Annotated in this window: 16 protein-coding genes; 12 read left to right on the top strand and 4 right to left on the bottom strand. The window is 36.1% G+C overall.

Going from position 1 to position 16,172, the window contains the following annotated elements; genetic code table 11:
- The first annotated feature begins 18 nt into the window (after positions 1 to 18).
- From FFX44_RS09510 to FFX44_RS09495, 4 genes are all read left to right on the top strand, one after another.
- On the top strand, positions 19 to 1,065 hold the full coding sequence (locus FFX44_RS09510; RefSeq protein WP_289980377.1) for a PTS sugar transporter subunit IIC: 1,047 nt from the start codon (positions 19 to 21) through the stop codon (positions 1,063 to 1,065).
- Between the two features lie 391 nt (positions 1,066 to 1,456).
- Entirely contained in the window at positions 1,457 to 2,296 is an 840-nt protein-coding gene (gene purR, locus FFX44_RS09505; RefSeq protein WP_289980375.1) for a pur operon repressor, read from the top strand.
- Between the two features lie 198 nt (positions 2,297 to 2,494).
- On the top strand, positions 2,495 to 3,898 hold the full coding sequence (glmU, locus tag FFX44_RS09500) for a bifunctional UDP-N-acetylglucosamine diphosphorylase/glucosamine-1-phosphate N-acetyltransferase GlmU (protein ID WP_289980372.1): 1,404 nt from the start codon (positions 2,495 to 2,497) through the stop codon (positions 3,896 to 3,898).
- 92 nt (positions 3,899 to 3,990) lie between these two features.
- On the top strand, positions 3,991 to 4,965 hold the full coding sequence (locus tag FFX44_RS09495; protein WP_289980371.1) for a ribose-phosphate diphosphokinase: 975 nt from the start codon (positions 3,991 to 3,993) through the stop codon (positions 4,963 to 4,965).
- Between the two features lie 337 nt (positions 4,966 to 5,302).
- Here the strand turns inward: FFX44_RS09495 and FFX44_RS09490 are convergent, their stop codons facing one another.
- Both FFX44_RS09490 and FFX44_RS09485 read right to left on the bottom strand, forming a co-directional pair.
- On the bottom strand, positions 5,303 to 6,262 hold the full coding sequence (locus FFX44_RS09490) for an aldo/keto reductase (RefSeq protein ID WP_289980368.1): 960 nt from the start codon (positions 6,260 to 6,262) through the stop codon (positions 5,303 to 5,305).
- 68 nt (positions 6,263 to 6,330) lie between these two features.
- Positions 6,331 to 6,918: a GNAT family N-acetyltransferase gene (locus tag FFX44_RS09485; RefSeq protein ID WP_289980366.1), complete on the bottom strand. Its 588-nt coding sequence runs from the start codon at positions 6,916 to 6,918 to the stop codon at positions 6,331 to 6,333.
- Between the two features lie 163 nt (positions 6,919 to 7,081).
- Between FFX44_RS09485 and FFX44_RS09480 the strand changes: the two genes are divergently transcribed.
- Both FFX44_RS09480 and FFX44_RS09475 read left to right on the top strand, forming a co-directional pair.
- Entirely contained in the window at positions 7,082 to 7,762 is a 681-nt protein-coding gene (locus FFX44_RS09480) for a hypothetical protein (RefSeq protein WP_289980363.1), read from the top strand.
- 335 nt (positions 7,763 to 8,097) lie between these two features.
- Positions 8,098 to 8,805 carry a glucosamine-6-phosphate deaminase gene (locus FFX44_RS09475; RefSeq protein ID WP_289980361.1) on the top strand — a complete coding sequence of 236 codons (708 nt, stop codon included), beginning with the start codon at positions 8,098 to 8,100 and terminating at the stop codon, positions 8,803 to 8,805.
- Positions 8,806 to 9,043: 238 nt separating this feature from the next.
- Here FFX44_RS09475 and FFX44_RS09470 read toward each other — a convergent pair whose 3' ends face one another.
- Positions 9,044 to 10,012: a biotin--[acetyl-CoA-carboxylase] ligase gene (locus tag FFX44_RS09470; protein ID WP_289980358.1), complete on the bottom strand. Its 969-nt coding sequence runs from the start codon at positions 10,010 to 10,012 to the stop codon at positions 9,044 to 9,046.
- A gap of 161 nt (positions 10,013 to 10,173) precedes the next feature.
- On the opposite strand from FFX44_RS09470, the gene FFX44_RS09465 reads away from it, so the two are divergent.
- The 6 genes from FFX44_RS09465 (at position 10,174) to FFX44_RS09440 (ending at position 14,377) form a co-directional block, all read left to right on the top strand.
- On the top strand, positions 10,174 to 11,268 hold the full coding sequence (locus FFX44_RS09465) for a YibE/F family protein (RefSeq protein WP_289980357.1): 1,095 nt from the start codon (positions 10,174 to 10,176) through the stop codon (positions 11,266 to 11,268).
- Positions 11,265 to 12,032, top strand: a complete 768-nt coding sequence (locus FFX44_RS09460; protein WP_289980356.1) for a YibE/F family protein — start codon at positions 11,265 to 11,267, stop codon at positions 12,030 to 12,032. Before FFX44_RS09465 ends, FFX44_RS09460 begins: the two co-directional genes overlap by 4 nt.
- A gap of 81 nt (positions 12,033 to 12,113) precedes the next feature.
- Positions 12,114 to 13,088, top strand: coding sequence for a tetratricopeptide repeat protein (locus FFX44_RS09455; RefSeq protein WP_289980355.1), 975 nt, complete (start codon positions 12,114 to 12,116; stop codon positions 13,086 to 13,088).
- Positions 13,089 to 13,103: 15 nt separating this feature from the next.
- A complete protein-coding gene (locus tag FFX44_RS09450) occupies positions 13,104 to 13,469 on the top strand; it encodes a DUF3899 domain-containing protein (RefSeq protein ID WP_289980354.1) in 366 nt (121 codons plus the stop codon).
- A gap of 172 nt (positions 13,470 to 13,641) precedes the next feature.
- Positions 13,642 to 14,040, top strand: a complete 399-nt coding sequence (locus FFX44_RS09445) for a hypothetical protein (RefSeq protein WP_289980353.1) — start codon at positions 13,642 to 13,644, stop codon at positions 14,038 to 14,040.
- A 43-nt stretch (positions 14,041 to 14,083) separates the two neighbouring features.
- Positions 14,084 to 14,377 (top strand): hypothetical protein, encoded by a 294-nt coding sequence (locus tag FFX44_RS09440; RefSeq protein WP_289980352.1) that lies wholly within the window; start codon positions 14,084 to 14,086, stop codon positions 14,375 to 14,377.
- A gap of 299 nt (positions 14,378 to 14,676) precedes the next feature.
- On the opposite strand, the gene FFX44_RS09435 is transcribed toward FFX44_RS09440, so the two are convergent.
- Positions 14,677 to 16,041, bottom strand: coding sequence for an HD domain-containing protein (locus FFX44_RS09435; protein ID WP_289980410.1), 1,365 nt, complete (start codon positions 16,039 to 16,041; stop codon positions 14,677 to 14,679).
- Between the last annotated feature and the right edge of the window lie 131 nt (positions 16,042 to 16,172).

The following is a 16,172-nucleotide window of genomic DNA, read 5'->3' as shown; positions in this document are numbered from 1 at the left end:
GAGGGTGAGTGGATAGAAATGGAAGCAAGAATTTCTGGTAAAGAGTACACAATGAATATTTTAAATGGGATTAGTCTAGGGGTCGTAGTTGCCCTGATTCCATCGGCATTAGTAGGACAGTTAATGACGGCTATCAAGGGCTTTTTCCCCTACGCAACCACAATTATTATGATGACAAGCTTTGCAATGAGTCTGCTTCCTATCATTACAGGTGTCTGTGTGTCCTTATACTTTAAACTCAATCCTATTCAGATTTCTGCGGTCGCAATTGCAGCAATGGTCGGTTCAGGGGTAATGCAGGCAGGTAATGGAACTTTCATCTTAAAGGGGACGGGGGATATTATCAACACTGGATTAACAATTGCACTTGCTGTTTGGATTGCATTATTGATTGGTGATCGTTTAAAGGACTTTACCATGCTATTACTGCCTTTACTGGTGATTGTAATCGCTGGAGGAATTGGAATGGCCATTTTACCGTATGTTAAAATGATTGCAACGACAATCGGGTTAATGATTAGCCATATAACCAGTCTACAACCGTTACTAATGGGAACATTAATGGGAATTTGTTTTGCAGTCTTAATTGTATCGCCAATTAGTTCTGTTGGAATTGCAACTGCAATTGGACTAGCTGGGATTGGTTCAGGATCGGCCAACTTGGGAATTACAGCTGGGAGCTTTATGTTGGCTGTTTATGGAAGTTCTGTGAATCCGATTGGAACAAGTTTTGCACACTTTATTGGATCACCCAAGATTCAGATGGGCAATATGTTAAAGAAACCATTGTTATTTTTGCCAGTCTGCATCAATGCAGGTATTATGGGCTTTATTGGAGCAATTTTACACATTGGTGGTAATTCGATGAGTGCAGGCTTTGGCTTCAGTGGATTAATTGGACCAATGGCAGCATATGCGGGAATGAATAAAAACATAATGAGTATTATTATCTTAGTGCTGATTTTTGTAATCTTACCTGTACTATTGGCTTATATTTCACGTCATATTTTCGTTGAAAAATTGAGGTGGATTAGACCAGAAGATGTGTTGTTGGATATTAAATAGTTGGAAAGAAAATTAGAAAACTGCATATCAGAAACGTATATGTATGAAATTAAAAAAAGTTGGGTCAAAATTTTGACTTAGCTTTTTTATTTATACATCAATGCGCATTCCAGGGTGTAAGATTTTCTATCTAGCATAATATCTCTTTATTCTTTTGAAGCAGATACTTGATGTGTCAAAAGATAAGGAACACTAAAGCCGAATGTTAGAAAATAATGAATAGTAACTAATTATAGTTGGCATAATAATTAAAATTTGACATTAAATGCGAACAATTTTGATAAAAATAACAAAAAAACTATTCAAATCACGTAAAATGATTTATAATGTTGAATAGATTATTTTTTAGGACACAGCTCTTAAGGAAGAGCATAAATAGGGGGAAAAAAGAGTGAAGACAAGAAGAAGCGATCGCTTAATCGATATGACTCGTTTTTTGCTTGAACGACCGCATACACTAATTTCTTTAACATATTTTGCTGAACGCTATGAATCTGCCAAATCATCAATCAGTGAAGATTTGGCAATTGTGAAACGAACATTTAAGAGTCGCGGAATTGGTATTCTGGAAACAATTCCTGGAGCCGCAGGGGGTGCGAGATTTATTCCATCTATCAGTGAAGAAGAATGCCGCGAGTTTATTGGATCTATGACAACCGAAATGTCAGAGCAAGATCGTCTTTTGCCTGGAGGATATGTATATCTTTCTGACTTGCTAGGCAGGCCGGATGTTTTACGTCAAGTTGGGCGTGTAATTGCTCGTCAGTATCTTGACAAGCAGATTGACGCTGTTATGACGGTTGCAACTAAGGGTGTTCCAATTGCGCAAAGTGTTTCGAGTTACTTGAATGTTCCATTTGTAATCTTACGGCGCGATTCGAAAATTACAGAGGGTTCAACCGTTTCTGTTAATTATGTGTCGGGGTCAAGTGAACGCATTGAAAAGATGGAATTATCCAAGCGAAGTTTGAAGAGAGGTTCTCATGTCTTAGTTGTTGACGACTTCATGAAGGGCGGCGGGACCGTTAATGGAATGAAGAGCATGATTGAAGAGTTCGAATCTGAATTAGTAGGGATTACAGTATTTGCTGAAGCCACCTTCGAAGGACACAGAATGATTGATGAATATACATCATTACTGAAAGTCGATAAAGTGAATACACTGGACAAGACGATTCATGTTAGTGCAGGTAACTATCTTGAAAAAGTTTTTGATAACGCAGCAAAATAAATTGATTAGTGCTTAATAATTCAAAGCTTAGTTTTGGTAGAAATTAGTGAAAGCTGATTCTTCCAGAACTTTTTTATTATAAAAGAACGCACAAGATGCAAGCATTAATGATTTAATGGGTAAGAGTAGTTGCACGCTTTATGTCACTTAGGTTATGATTATAGAGAAAATTTGGTTTAATTTAGAGGAGATTTTAAGATGACTTCAAAGTTTGCAGTGATTCTTGCTGCGGGGCAAGGAACAAGAATGAAATCTAAGTTGTACAAGGTGTTACATCCAGTTTGCGGTAAAGCAATGGTTGAGCATGTGTTGACGCAGGTTGAAGAAAATAAGATGGATGAAATTGTTACAATTATTGGGCATGGAGCAAAGGATGTAAAGAAAAAATTGGGGAAACGGACTGAATATGCGCTTCAGGCCGATCAATTGGGAACAGGACATGCAGTATTGCAAGCCGAGGAATTATTAAAGGATAAAGATGGAGTTACATTAATTGTATGTGGTGATACGCCATTGTTTACAGCACAAACATTTTCTGAGTTATTTGAATACCATGAACAAAAAGGTGCTGTCGCAACTGTTTTGACAGCTGAAGCACCAAATCCATTTGGCTATGGGAGAATTGTACGCAATGAGCTGGGAATTGTAGAGAAGATCGTTGAACAAAAGGATGCAAACGAAAAAGAAACTGCAATTACAGAGATCAATACTGGAGTGTACTGCTTTGACAATAGGCAATTATTTGCAGCCTTGCACAAGATAAAAAATGATAATGTTCAGGGAGAGTATTACTTGACAGATGTTATGGAAATCTTCAAGAATGCTGGTAAAGTAGTAGCTGCTTATAAGATGAAAAACTTTGATGAATCGATGGGTGTTAATGATCGAGTTGCTCTTGCCCAGGCAAATAAGTTGTTGAGACAGCGTATTAATGAAACACATATGAAAAATGGAGTGACACTAGTTGATCCACAAACAACATATATTGATGTTGATGTAAAAATTGGTAGAGATACAGTAATCGAACCAGGGGTTATTTTGAAGGGAAAAACAGTTATTGGAGAAGATTGTTTTATTGGAGCACATTCCGAAATTCGGGATACAGTGATTAGCAATAATGTAACCGTGACTGCTTCATTGTTAGAAGAAGCATCAATGTCGGAGGGTAGCAACATTGGACCATATAGTCATCTCAGGCCCGCTGCTGAGATCGGCAAGAATGTTCACATTGGCAACTTTGTTGAAGTTAAGAAGGCACAGATCGGTGAGAACACAAAGGTTGGACATTTGACCTATGTGGGGGATGCTACTTTAGGAAAAAATATAAATGTTGGCTGCGAGACGGTTTTTGTAAATTATGATGGAATCAATAAGCACCATACTAATGTGGGAGATTATTCTTTCATCGGAAGTGGTTCTAATCTGATTGCACCACTTGAAATCGCTGATCATGCGTATGTTGCTGCTGGTTCGACAATTACAAATGACGTTTCCTCACACGATATGGCAATTGCTCGTGGAAGACAAGTGAACAAAAAGGGTTATTTTGATCGTTATCCAGTTGCGAATGCCGCTGAAAAGGCTGAAAGTGAGGATGCATAAAAATAATTGATGATAAATCCATTAATTAATCTTGATTTTATTGCAAGAAATGAATAGTATTGTTATAGAGAAATAGAAAAATGGAGGCTATCATGTCTGAACAATATGCTGATCCGAAGCTTAAAATATTTGCTTTGAATTCTAACAAGCCCTTAGCAGAAAAAATTGCTGCTGCTGTTGGTGTAACTTTAGGTAAAACATCTGTTGACCGTTTTAGTGACGGTGAGATTCGCATTAATATTGAAGAAAGTATTCGCGGTGATGAGGTCTTTATAATTCAATCGACTTCAGCCCCAGTCAACGATAACTTGATGGAATTGTTAATCATGATTGATGCACTTAAACGTGCTAGTGCGTCTGTGATTAATGTTGTAATCCCTTATTATGGTTACGCAAGACAAGATCGTAAGGCAAGGCCGCGCGAACCAATTACTGCCAAGTTAGTTGCTGATATGTTAGTTAAGGCAGGTGCTACGCGTGTTGTTGCACTAGACTTACATGCAGCTCAAATTCAGGGATTCTTTGATATTCCTGTGGACCATCTAATGGGAGCTCCATTATTAGCAGATTATTTTTTGACGAATGGTCTTGAAAAAGATGCCGTCGTCGTTTCGCCTGATCATGGTGGTGTTTCAAGGGCACGTAAGCTAGCCGAATTCCTAAAAGCACCAATTGCCATCATTGATAAGCGTCGGCCTAGAGCTAATGTGGCTGAGATTATGAACATTATTGGATCAGTTGATGGTAAGAAATGTATTTTGATTGATGATATGATTGATACCGCTGGAACAATTACTTTAGCCGCCCAAGCTCTGAAGGACGCTGGAGCAACTGAGGTGTACGCATGTGCCACACACCCAGTGCTTTCAGGCCCAGCTATCGAACGAATTGAGAACTCACCTATTAAGAAGTTGGTAGTTACTGATTCAATTAAGTTGCCTGAAGAAAAACATATTGATAAGTTGATTCAGGTTTCTGTTGGAGCCTTGATTGGGGATGCGATTACACGAATCCATGAGAATAGATCGGTAAGCCCACTATTCAAAAATCGGTACCATAATATTTAGAATTATTATAATAATTTCATACGTAATCGAGAAAAGAGCCAAATTAAAAGAAGTGCCTCATAATTATTAGACAAAGAATCTAATGATTGTGAGACACTTTTTGTGTATGGTTCAGTACAGTTTTATAGGCAGTACAAAGTCGGAAAATTTGAAGCCCAACTAGAAATTACGAATATAGTTGCTATGAGTGATTCGAAGTTAGACGGAGAATTTTGACTTATGAAACCCGTTTACTCGTAATAATGTCGAGAGACTAGATCAAAATTTAACTTTTGACCCAGTCCCAGTTCCAAGGTGACAAGAAAATATCAATTGCATAAACATTGATATTTTAATCTTAAAACTCCTGATATACAGCAGGATCTTGGTTGTTTGTCCGTCCATTAGGTTTATCAAGTGCCGATATTGAAGAAACTTCTTCAGTAGATAATTCAAAATTAAAGAGATCCAGATTCTCAAATTGCCGCTTTGACGAACTTGATTTTGGAATGATACCTACACCAAGTTGAAGTTCCCAACGCAGAATAATTTGTGCGATTGATTTATTATGAATCTGAGCAATTTTTTGAATAGTTCCATCCTGTAAAACAGTATTTGCCCGTCCGAGTGGGCTCCAGGCTTGAGTGAAGATACCATGATCTTTATCGAATTTGCGCTGTTCAGGTTGAGACCAATAAGGATGGAGTTCAATTTGATTTACCACTGGTAATACACCAGTCTCTTTTTCAAGCTTTTCTAAATGTTCTGGAAGAAAGTTGGAAACACCAATTGAACGAATGAGCCCCATCTTTTGTGCCTTAATTAAAGCTTGCCATGCTTCCACGTAATGGTCTTCAAGTGGATTTGGCCAATGAATTAGGTAGAGATCGAAATAATCGAGATGCATTCTAAATAAAGATTCCTGAATAGTTGTGATTGCCTCATCAAATTTTTGATGACGCCCTGGTAACTTGGAAGTTATGAATAAATCTTCACGATTTAAACTAGTTCTACGAATAACTTCTCCAACAGCGCCTTCATTTTCATAATTAACAGCCGAGTCAAGTGCACGATAGCCAGTTGATAAGGCCTGCATCATTATATTGACACCAGCTCCACCAGTCAATGTATATGTTCCAAAACCAATCAATGGAATTTCATTTCCATCACTTAATGTAATTATTTCTGGTTGATTAGCGGATGGTGCAGGTCCGTTACTGTCCTTTTTCTTAAAAAGCTCTGCTGAAAGATATGCTTTGCTAAAATCATATTTACTTGAAATTATTTGTCCCTGATTAAATAAAACGTTTTCACTCATTAGATAACCTCCCTGCTTTATTATATTTTTATTGTAGCACTTGCAAGGTAATTTGTAATAATTAAGTATTAAGCGAAGAAGTCTTTCTTAATTTGGGGATAGGGAATAAAGGGGGTCATGGGTGATGGATGAATATTGTTGCTTTTTTCCATCCAGATCATATCAAACCAAGTATTGAATTTGTATCCGACATCGTGGAAGTGAGCAACTTTCTTAAAACCATTTTTTTTATGGAAATAAATACTTGACATGGGGAGATGTGTATCGGTAGTTTTGGGTAAACTTATGCAGGCATTAATATTTAAAATATTTTGTGCAGCGGCTATTTTTTCAAGTTCATTGTATAGTAGGGTGCCAATTCCATGATGTTGTACATCATGAGACAGATAAATTGAGATTTCAGCGGACCAAATATATGCAGCACGCGGATGGAATGAGCTTAGATATGCAAAACCTAGTATTTTATTATCTGCATAGGCTACTAGATAAGGATATCCAAGAGAGATATTACGTATTCGCTTTTCAAATTCTTCGATAGTAGGAGTATCATATTCGAATGTAATTGCAGTTTGCTGAACATAGTACTGATAAATATGTAAAAGTGCAGGTGCATCTGCCAACGTTACTAATCTAATCTTTATATCAGGAGTATTCATCTTGTCACAATCTTTCTTTTTTCAATCATTTTAAACGCGTTATTAATAATAAACAAGAATAGATATTTACTTCTTGCTAGAAGGGATTGAAGTATGGGAGAGGATAAAGTAAGATACTTTGTGGATACAAACATAATATTAGTGAGGTAATTACACAGTAATCATGGAAAAACAATCAATTATACATGCTTATCATCGGGACACTCCTTTGATGATTGGATATTTTATTTTTTCAATTGTCTTAAATAGTTTTGGGAATGCATTAACAGTTTCATTAAATCTAGGGAGTGCATTATGGACTGCAGCAGCAGTTAATATTGCACACGCGACTTTAATTCCATTAAGTATTGTTCTTGTATTGGAAGGCTTTTTTGCCGTTATTGTAAATTTGATTCTAGTTGGGAAAATTTCATTCAGTCGGATTACAGGATATCTGATCTTTATGTTTTCTTTTGCATATCTTGTGGGACTGTTATCACAAGGGCTTATCTTACTAGGAATTGGGAATTTACCATTAACAATTAGAGTTGTGCTAGATTGTGCAGGTATAGTCTGTGTTGCTACTGCAATTTCAATTTATCAGAGAGTGAATTTAATATTGCATCCCTGTGATGATATGATGCAGATTATTCGTTTTAAATTTTTCAAAGGGAATTCAGTTATCGCACAGTTGGTATCTTTTTTTATCCCGATTTTTGCCATTATTATCACGGCAATTAATGATAAGGAGCTTTTTGCCGTTAATGTTGGTACGATATTTTCACTTTTGTTTCAAGGATATTTTATTGGATTGGCTGATCGAAAGGTACTGCCATCGTTGAAACATCGCAAATTGGATATTTGATTAGTGAAGTAGTTCTGATTTAAGGCAGAACAAAGTCGGGAAAATTTGAGCACTAACTTGAAACTATGAATGTAATGAGTACTTTGTTATGAGTAATTTGAAGCTAGAGGGAGACTTTTGAACCAGCCTCTCAATTAGAGGTTTTGCGCTTAATAAAAGAAAAAAAATATCTTTTTTACAGTCAAATGCTTAAAATGACTTATAAACATTTACAAGCGCTTACAGATATGTTAAGATTACAAAGTAAATAAGGTTAACTTACTTTTTTTAGTTGCTTGCTTTTTTGGTATAGCCCAATTATAATGGGGCTATACCATTAAATGGAGGTAAGTTAAATGAATATTATTGTTGTTAAAGATAGTATAGCAGGCGGGAAGAAAGCAAGCGAACTCTTTTGTGATGCATGTGCAAGTGGTGCAAAAGTATTTGGATTAGCAACTGGAAGCACACCTGTGACGACCTATCAGTATCTCGTAAAAAGCAAGATTGATTTTTCGAATTGTATTTCCGTTAATCTTGATGAGTATGTCGGTTTGAAACCAACAGATGAGCAAAGTTACCGTTATTATATGGAAAAAAACTTATTTGAGTTTAAGCCATTCAAAAAGTCCTATTTACCAGAAGGCAGTGCGGTAGATCCTGAGGAAGAAGTTAAGCGATATGATCAAGTGATTGCTGCTAATCCGATTGATTTGCAGTTGTTGGGAATTGGACGCAATGGTCATATTGGATTCAATGAACCAGGTTCAAGTTTTGATTTGACAACCCATAAAGTTGCTTTAACTCCTTCGACAATTGAGGCAAACGCGCGTTTCTTTGAGAATGAAAAAGATGTACCTAAGTACGCATATTCGATGGGAATTGGGTCAATAATGAAATCCAAGAGCATAATATTAGAGGCTTTTGGAGAAAATAAAGCTGTGGCAGTCGCCAAAATGATTGAAGGACCTGTGACTGAAGAATGTCCTGCAAGTGTCTTGCAGAGGCATGCAAATGTGACTGTGATTGTTGATGAAGCAGCTGCAGCAAAGTTAAAAAAATAGTTAATTAACGATATGGGCTATAAGCCAGTAGCTTGTGTTCAAATACTAAAGGGCAACACATTCTCCGCCCCTAAAGTCAAAGAGCATAAGTATACTGCCTTATGGCCCATATTTACACAAGGCAAAGATGTTAAGAGAGCAACATGAATAGTTTGATAATAAAAAAGTATCCCAAGATTGGCCGTCGTCATTCACTATAAATTGGTGGATGACGATTTTCAATTTTTGAGATACTTTTTTAAGCTAATCGTACTTTTGTAACCTCACCAGAGTAAAGGGTGGTTCCATCTTGTAAAATAAGCCGCCCTGCTTTATCAATATCGGCAGCAATCCCATTAATTTTTTCTTGTCCCTGAGTAATGGTGACTTTTTTTCCAATGAGATATGATTTTTCTTTATACTCCTCTATAAAGTCACCTGTTTGATAATCTGAATATAATGAGAAAAATTCGGATAATAGCTGTGCAATGAAATAGTTACGAGATACGTGATTACGTTCAGCGTATTCTTGCAAAGTACCGACGCGTTTTTGAATCTCAGCGGGGAAAATAGAAATATCAGAGAGGTAGTTGATTCCAATACCAATAATTACTTGGTTGATAGATCCACTTTCAATATCACTAACTGCTTCGGTCAGTATTCCGACAACTTTCTTTTGCTTAACTAATACATCGTTTACCCATTTTATTTGAGTATTAACTCCCAGTTTTTTTTCAATTGTGCGTGCTACGGCTAGTGCAGTGGCTGTTGTCAATAATCCGGGGTTTAGTTTTTCTGATTGGGTCTTTAGCAAAATACTCATATAAATTCCAGTTTTACTAGGCGAGGTAAAGGAGCGGCCATAGCGACCATAACCACTAGTCTGCTGATCACTGATGATTACCAAAGGTTGTTCAGTAGTTTGATTTACACTGATTTCCTTTGCTCTGCTATTAGTTGAATTAAGAGAATCGTGAAGTTCAAAAGTCACCGTTTTAAGATAAGCGGGTAAGCTTTTCTTGATAATAAATTCATTAAGTTGATTATTGTCTTCATAGTAATAACCAGAATGCATCTTGCTTTTGATTGGATAACCCAGGTCTTGCAGATTTTTAACAATTTTCCAGACTGCTGTCCGTGAGATACCAACTGCACTTGCGATTTTTTCACCGGAAAGGTAATCAGATGAATCTGACAGAAGTTTTAAAACTTTTTTTGTGTTATTCATAAAATATGTGCCATCCTCATGGGTTATTTAATGTAAATTATAGCGAGTAAAAGCAAAGTTTTCAAATTGTCTTTTTTCTTTTAAGAAAATAGATTGTTTCTTTTAAAAAATTGGGATGAATGGTATCTTTTATCCAAAGCGATAAGAAAAGAGAGTATAAAATGAAGAAAAAGCTTTTTTTTGAATGTATTATTTTGCTTTTGGGAGCAATCGTAATTTTTTTTATATCAACCCATGATGCTTTCTTGTACAAGCAGTCAATTTTACAAGTTACCCGGGTTGAACAAGGAAAAACAAAAAAATCCTCAGACGAATATGGAAATCATGATAAAAAAACTGACCAGACAGTGTATGGCATACTTCTGAATAGCAAGAAAAAAGGAGAAAAAGTTAGTTTTCAGAATACATATGCAGCATCTGGGGGATTAAGTCAAAATTATCAAAAAGGGCAACAGCTTTTTGTCACGCTTAATTATGATAATAAAAAACTTGAAGTAACTCCGACAAATTACAAACGAGATACTTATTTGTTTATGATGTGTTGGATAATGGTATGTCTGCTATTTATTATTATGAAGATTGACGGGCTGAGAACAATTATAAGTGTTTTGGTTAATTTTGTACTGTTCTTGATAATTGTGCAACTTGATGTTTCATGGAATATTACAAATTTTTTTATAATTTTTGCAGTCAGCGCAATTATTTTCACAGCAATTACATTAGCGATAATTATCGGGCTTAATAGGCAATTTACGGTTACATTTGCAGCAATTGTCAGCGGAACAGCAATTGCATTGCTTATTTCTGTAGGCATAATGTGGTTAACAAAGGATAGCGGGATGCATTATGAAGCACTAGATTTTGCAACACAACAACCGAAGCAATTATTTTTATCTGCAACTCTGATTGGGTTGTTAGGAACAGTTATGGATGCGGCAACAGATATTGTGGCAACCCTGTTTGAATTAAAACGCAGCCGACCAGAAGTTTCATTTCAACAGCTCTACCAATCTGGGAGAGAAGTCGGTAAAGATATTATGGGCCCGCTGGTTAATGTGTTGTTGCTAATCTTTTTTGCCGAGACTTTTACAATGGCAGTTCTATATTTTAGAACCGGCAATACAATTGGCTATACTTTTTCATGGACGATGTCGTTAGGCTTAGTACAAGCTGTAATTAGCGGAATAGGAATAGCATTAGTAATTCCGGCCGCGAGCTTATTCGCCGCTTGGTCACTGGAAAGGAGCAAAGAATGAATACAATCATCGTTTTAATAGTTGTTTTGGCTGTGCTGCTGATTTTGAGCGGTGGAAGAAGAGGTTTAGCGGCTTTTTTTACGTTAATTATTAATTTTGGGTTACTCTTTTTGACGGTCATCTTGATAGCTGGTGGGTTTCCACCTATTTTTGTAATGATGTTTACAGGGGTATCAATTCTTGCAATTATTATCTATGTTGGAAATAATAATGAGTCACAGACCAATACGGCTTTTTTATCAACATTACTTGTTTTAGCAGTAATGTTGTTGCTAATTATTCCGATGAATTATTTGATGCAGATATATGGATTCAGCAATGAACAGTCAGAAGAAATCGAGGCTTTCAATCTTGCGATTGGTGTTAATTTTGCTTCGATTGCGATTGCAACGACAATCTTGAGTACACTTGGTGCGATTGCGGAGGCTGCAATTGCCGTCGCAAGTGGAATGGAGGAAATAATTGAACAGGGAGGTGGCAAAACAGCGCAAGAATTACGAACAAGTGGTAGAAATATTGGATTGCAAATTATGGGAATGACATTTAATACTTTATTCTTTGGTATGTTTGGAGGTAATCTTGCACTATTCATCTTGATTTCAAAATTAGATGCAAGTTTTGGCTATTACGCAAATTCAAAGATTTTTGCAAGCGAAACAATGTTGGTAGTCTATGCAGCAATTTCAGTTGTGTTAGTCATCTGGGTCACAATTGAAATGACAGTTTTTAAAACAAATAAAATAAATAATCCAAAGAAATCATAGACTAGTTGGATACTAAACGATACATGCCATGTTATAATTTTGTGAAGGGAATAATTAATATTTAGTAGGGAGGCAGCAATTATGAAGACACGATTGAAAAAGACCTTTTGGGGAGTATCATTGACTTTGTTAGCAATTGTAGCAGTTGGATGTTCTGCAGGTAACAGCAATAATAGCAGCAGTAGTTCTTCAATGACAACAAAGCAGGTCAAGTCTCACTATACGGAGGCGTTGAAGTATCTTGATAAGGGAACGCCGCAACAGGCATATAGTGAGTTAGAAAAAGTAATTGCAAAGAACGCCGAGAACAAAAAAATTAAGGTACTATATAATAATCTTGGTAGGTTACTGTCTGCCAAGAGAGCAGTAACTGAGAATAAATTAGCAAAGGCAAAGAAAAAGTTACAGCAGCTAGCTAAAGTTAAAGAGCCAGACAAACTAGTTAAACAAATTGATGTTGTACAGCGTGAGTATCAAGCCGTTAAACTTGCTAAAATTTATTATAATGAAACAGTAGCATATTACAATGCTGGAAAGTATTCTGAAGCTGGGGGAAGCTACCAAACATTAATGGCATTGTCTAGTAAGTACCAAGCTGTGGCTTCCTATCAGGAGAAAGCAAAGAGTTATCAGCAAAAAATAGCAGCTGCACAGAACCAAAGTACAGCATCTCAAGCTGAATCAACTAGTCAGGCAACAACGACAAGTGGCTATACCAATGCACGCAGCTCCAAGATTGTTAGTTCAACTTATGCCAGTCAGACTGGAAGTTCGATTAGTAGTGCAACAAACAGCCAGGTTTCATCAGTAGTAGCGGGATTGTCTGATTCGCAAATTTTAACCAAGTTTCGGGCAGTAACTGGACTTCCACAAGAGGCAGGGGATCAATATTATGTTATGAAATTAGACGATGACACATACCAGATTGAAATCAGACACACTAGTCCGGACAATGTAGATGTTTCTAATCTAAAGGGCATGTACAAGTACAATTATACAACTGGGAAAGTTCAAAAAGCTGATGAAATCACGGGTGAATATACAAATATTAATTAGGTGGATGGAAACAGGATGGAGCGAATCAAGCAAAAATATTATTTTAAAAGTGTTACAGCTATTCAGATAGTTGGAATTATGTTAGTAATTGCAAACATTATTGGTATAGACAGGGTTTTGATTTCCAACATTTTATTTTTGGTAGGATTGATTGCTATTTGCCTAATGATTATAGATATTTTGTTAGGTGCACATTTATTGGCTGGCTGGTTTAAACATAAGAAAAAAGGCGAGACTGATGACGAGTACCAGCAAGCAAAAATAAATGTACGTGAAGTTGGGAGTATTAAGAACCAACCGATACGTTTTAGCAAATTTGGCAAAAGCGCTTTAATTATCGGAGTCACATATATAGTATTATCTATTATCATTACCGTATAAGTATTAAACAATAAAAAAGAAGCTGTATTGAAATTTGTGTTAACTGCATATATTTCATAGACGGTTTCTTTTTTTTGCTTTTGTAGAAAAAATAAAAACCCCTTGTTTTCAAGATAATAGTACACTTTTATATGTAATAAATTACTTGATTTTGAGGAGAGCGTTATTGAAAATGAGTGATATAAGAAATGAAGAACAAGCTTTTGAACGACATTACGGGAACTATACCATAAAATTATGGCATTATCTTGAACTCTTTGATTTACTTGAAAATTGTCAAGATCCAGAAAACTTTAAAACAATCTCCTCTACTTTAAATATTAAATTTGCATTGATGAGATATCAAAAAATACTAAATTATATTCTCCGCTCGGAATCAATCACGAGTGAACTTGACAGCTTGAAAAAGAAACGAAAAATTAAAGAACAAGTATTACAGTTAGAGAAAATGATTGCTGTATTAAAAATTTTCGAAAAAAAAATAAATGAAGAACCAGACATGTGCAGGCAAATAAAAATTAAGAAGGCCAATATTTTAAACATTGATAAATGTTATCTTTTTAAAGTATAGATAGCCAATGGCTTATAAACATATATTACGAGGAGGAAGAATATTGATAGACTATGGATTTGTGGTTGATTTCTTAGAATTCTTGGCGACTTTTGCTAGAGTTGGGGGGGAGCTCAAAGAATATCAGGTGATTGACTTTGCAGTTTTAAATGGCATTGGAATACAGGAGTTAGCAACCATTGAGCTACTACTTTTTACAGCGAAGATAATTACGAAAAGTCCTAGAAGGGTTGGAGATAGTTTTGTGAACTTAGCTCCTGGAGCTCTAACTAAGGATGGCCTGAAATTAGTGAAGCAGCTTAAAGGACAAGAAAATAATAATTTTATGATATTATAATAAATAAGAAAGTGTCCAGACTTTGTAAAAAAGTTCAAAGATGGCAAAGAGTTAGTATTAATAAGAAATTATGAACTTAGCGAGTGTTTTGCTATGAGTAAGTCGGAGTTAAATGGAGAATTTTGACCCATGAAACACGTTTATTCGTAATAAACAAGGAGCTGGGCTAAAAGTTAACTTTTAGCCCAGCTCCTTGTTCTTCATTATAATCTGCTCTTTTTTCTGACTATATATAAGTTTTTCTAAGCACTAAAATTCCCTGCTTGATTCGGATTTCGCCAACACAGATTACTTTCATTCTAGTAGTTATTCTTTTTCTCAATTAACCAGCCATTTTTTAGATATCCTTGAAATTGCTCATAAATTGGTGCAAACAAATCAATTTGTTTTGAAGATGTCAGCATTTCTTTTGGAAAGAAGAAACGCTCATCACCAGAAAACTCTCCGGTAATTGCAGCAACGAGCTTGCTAACTTCTGAAAGCTCAATTAGTGAGCCATCATCTTGATATAATTCGATCTGTGTTATTTTTTTACTTTGATGAGGTGCGTACACATCATAAGGCAAATCAAAGCTATCATTGGTTGCAGTATAATAAGTTGAATTATACCCTGCAGCAGTAACCAGTTCGCGCAACTTAGGAAGCTGGTGGCTAGTAACAGTAGAAAAACGTGCAGACTTTAATGGCTTGCGGTTCAAGAAGCGACTAGCCAAATCGCTTAGTATTTTGTCGGTACTCATAGACCATTGGATAAAATAAGTGTTTAAAACTCCATCATCCAGACGAATGTAATCTTCAACAGAAAAATTATTTTCAAAAAAAGGCAGCAGCAGTTGCGGCGGATTTTCTTGCAATAACTGGTTGTTTTCAAATAGAAACTTTGCCCGTTGCAACAATCTATTCAAAATTACTTCCATGGAGCGTGAGACCGGATGAAAATAAACCTGTTGGTACATCTGAAAGCGACTTACGATGTAATCTTCGACTGCATGCATTCCGCTGATATGAAATGTAATACCATTCTTGTACGGGCGCATGACACGCAAGATTCTGCGCAAATCAAAGGTACCATAATTAGTACCTGTATAATACGAGTCCCTGAGAAGATAGTCCATCCGATCGGCGTCAATTTGACTTGAAATCATCTGAACAACTTGCGGGTTAGGATAGGTTTTTTGAATTACACTCGCGACTTTTTCCGGGAAATCAGGGGCAACTTCTCGTAAAACTTTGTTAACTTCAGTAGAAGACGAGGTTAGAATATCAACGGTAACATCTTCATGATTAGTTCCAAAAATATGTTCAAAAGTATGCGAATACGGACCGTGACCAATATCGTGGAGCAACGCGGCACACAAAGCAACTAAGCGCTCATCATCGTTCCAAAGACCATCACTTGGGTTTTTTGAAGGATAGTTTCGCTGGAAGTTATCGCAGATTTGGCGGGTAATTTCGTATACACCAACTGAATGAGTAAAGCGGGAATGTTCTGCACCGTGGAAAGTACTGCTTGCGGTTCCTAATTGACGAATTCTGCGTAACCGCTGAAATTCACGTGTGTTGATAAGGTCCAAAATTACTTGGTGCTGGACATAGATGTAACTGTGAATTGGATCGCGCAAAACTTTTTCTCTCTTTAATTTCTTACTTGTATAAACAGTGATAACTAATCAACTCCTATATTGATATGCACTGATAAATCAATTATATTAATTATAACTTATTATAATATTTCTTGCCCATTACACAATGGTAAGTTTATGATGGATGACTTAGAAAAATGATATAATACGAT

Source organism: Lactobacillus sp. UCMA15818 (genome assembly GCF_030400225.1).
Taxonomy (GTDB): domain Bacteria; phylum Bacillota; class Bacilli; order Lactobacillales; family Lactobacillaceae; genus Liquorilactobacillus.
This window is presented reverse-complemented; position numbering and strand designations above follow the sequence as displayed.

What these genes read in the sequence shown, in the direction of transcription:
- FFX44_RS09510 (WP_289980377.1), top strand. Translation starts at nt 19, where the DNA reads ATGGAAGCAAGAATTTCTGGTAAAGAGTACACAATGAATATTTTAAAT.
- glmU (WP_289980372.1), top strand. Translation starts at nt 2,495, where the DNA reads ATGACTTCAAAGTTTGCAGTGATTCTTGCTGCGGGGCAAGGAACAAGA.
- FFX44_RS09495 (WP_289980371.1), top strand. Translation starts at nt 3,991, where the DNA reads ATGTCTGAACAATATGCTGATCCGAAGCTTAAAATATTTGCTTTGAAT.
- FFX44_RS09490 (WP_289980368.1), bottom strand. Translation starts at nt 6,262, where the DNA reads ATGAGTGAAAACGTTTTATTTAATCAGGGACAAATAATTTCAAGTAAA.
- FFX44_RS09485 (WP_289980366.1), bottom strand. Translation starts at nt 6,918, where the DNA reads ATGAATACTCCTGATATAAAGATTAGATTAGTAACGTTGGCAGATGCA.
- FFX44_RS09480 (WP_289980363.1), top strand. Translation starts at nt 7,082, where the DNA reads ATGGAAAAACAATCAATTATACATGCTTATCATCGGGACACTCCTTTG.
- FFX44_RS09475 (WP_289980361.1), top strand. Translation starts at nt 8,098, where the DNA reads ATGAATATTATTGTTGTTAAAGATAGTATAGCAGGCGGGAAGAAAGCA.
- FFX44_RS09470 (WP_289980358.1), bottom strand. Translation starts at nt 10,012, where the DNA reads ATGAATAACACAAAAAAAGTTTTAAAACTTCTGTCAGATTCATCTGAT.
- FFX44_RS09465 (WP_289980357.1), top strand. Translation starts at nt 10,174, where the DNA reads ATGAAGAAAAAGCTTTTTTTTGAATGTATTATTTTGCTTTTGGGAGCA.
- FFX44_RS09460 (WP_289980356.1), top strand. Translation starts at nt 11,265, where the DNA reads ATGAATACAATCATCGTTTTAATAGTTGTTTTGGCTGTGCTGCTGATT.
- FFX44_RS09455 (WP_289980355.1), top strand. Translation starts at nt 12,114, where the DNA reads ATGAAGACACGATTGAAAAAGACCTTTTGGGGAGTATCATTGACTTTG.
- FFX44_RS09450 (WP_289980354.1), top strand. Translation starts at nt 13,104, where the DNA reads ATGGAGCGAATCAAGCAAAAATATTATTTTAAAAGTGTTACAGCTATT.
- FFX44_RS09445 (WP_289980353.1), top strand. Translation starts at nt 13,642, where the DNA reads ATGAGTGATATAAGAAATGAAGAACAAGCTTTTGAACGACATTACGGG.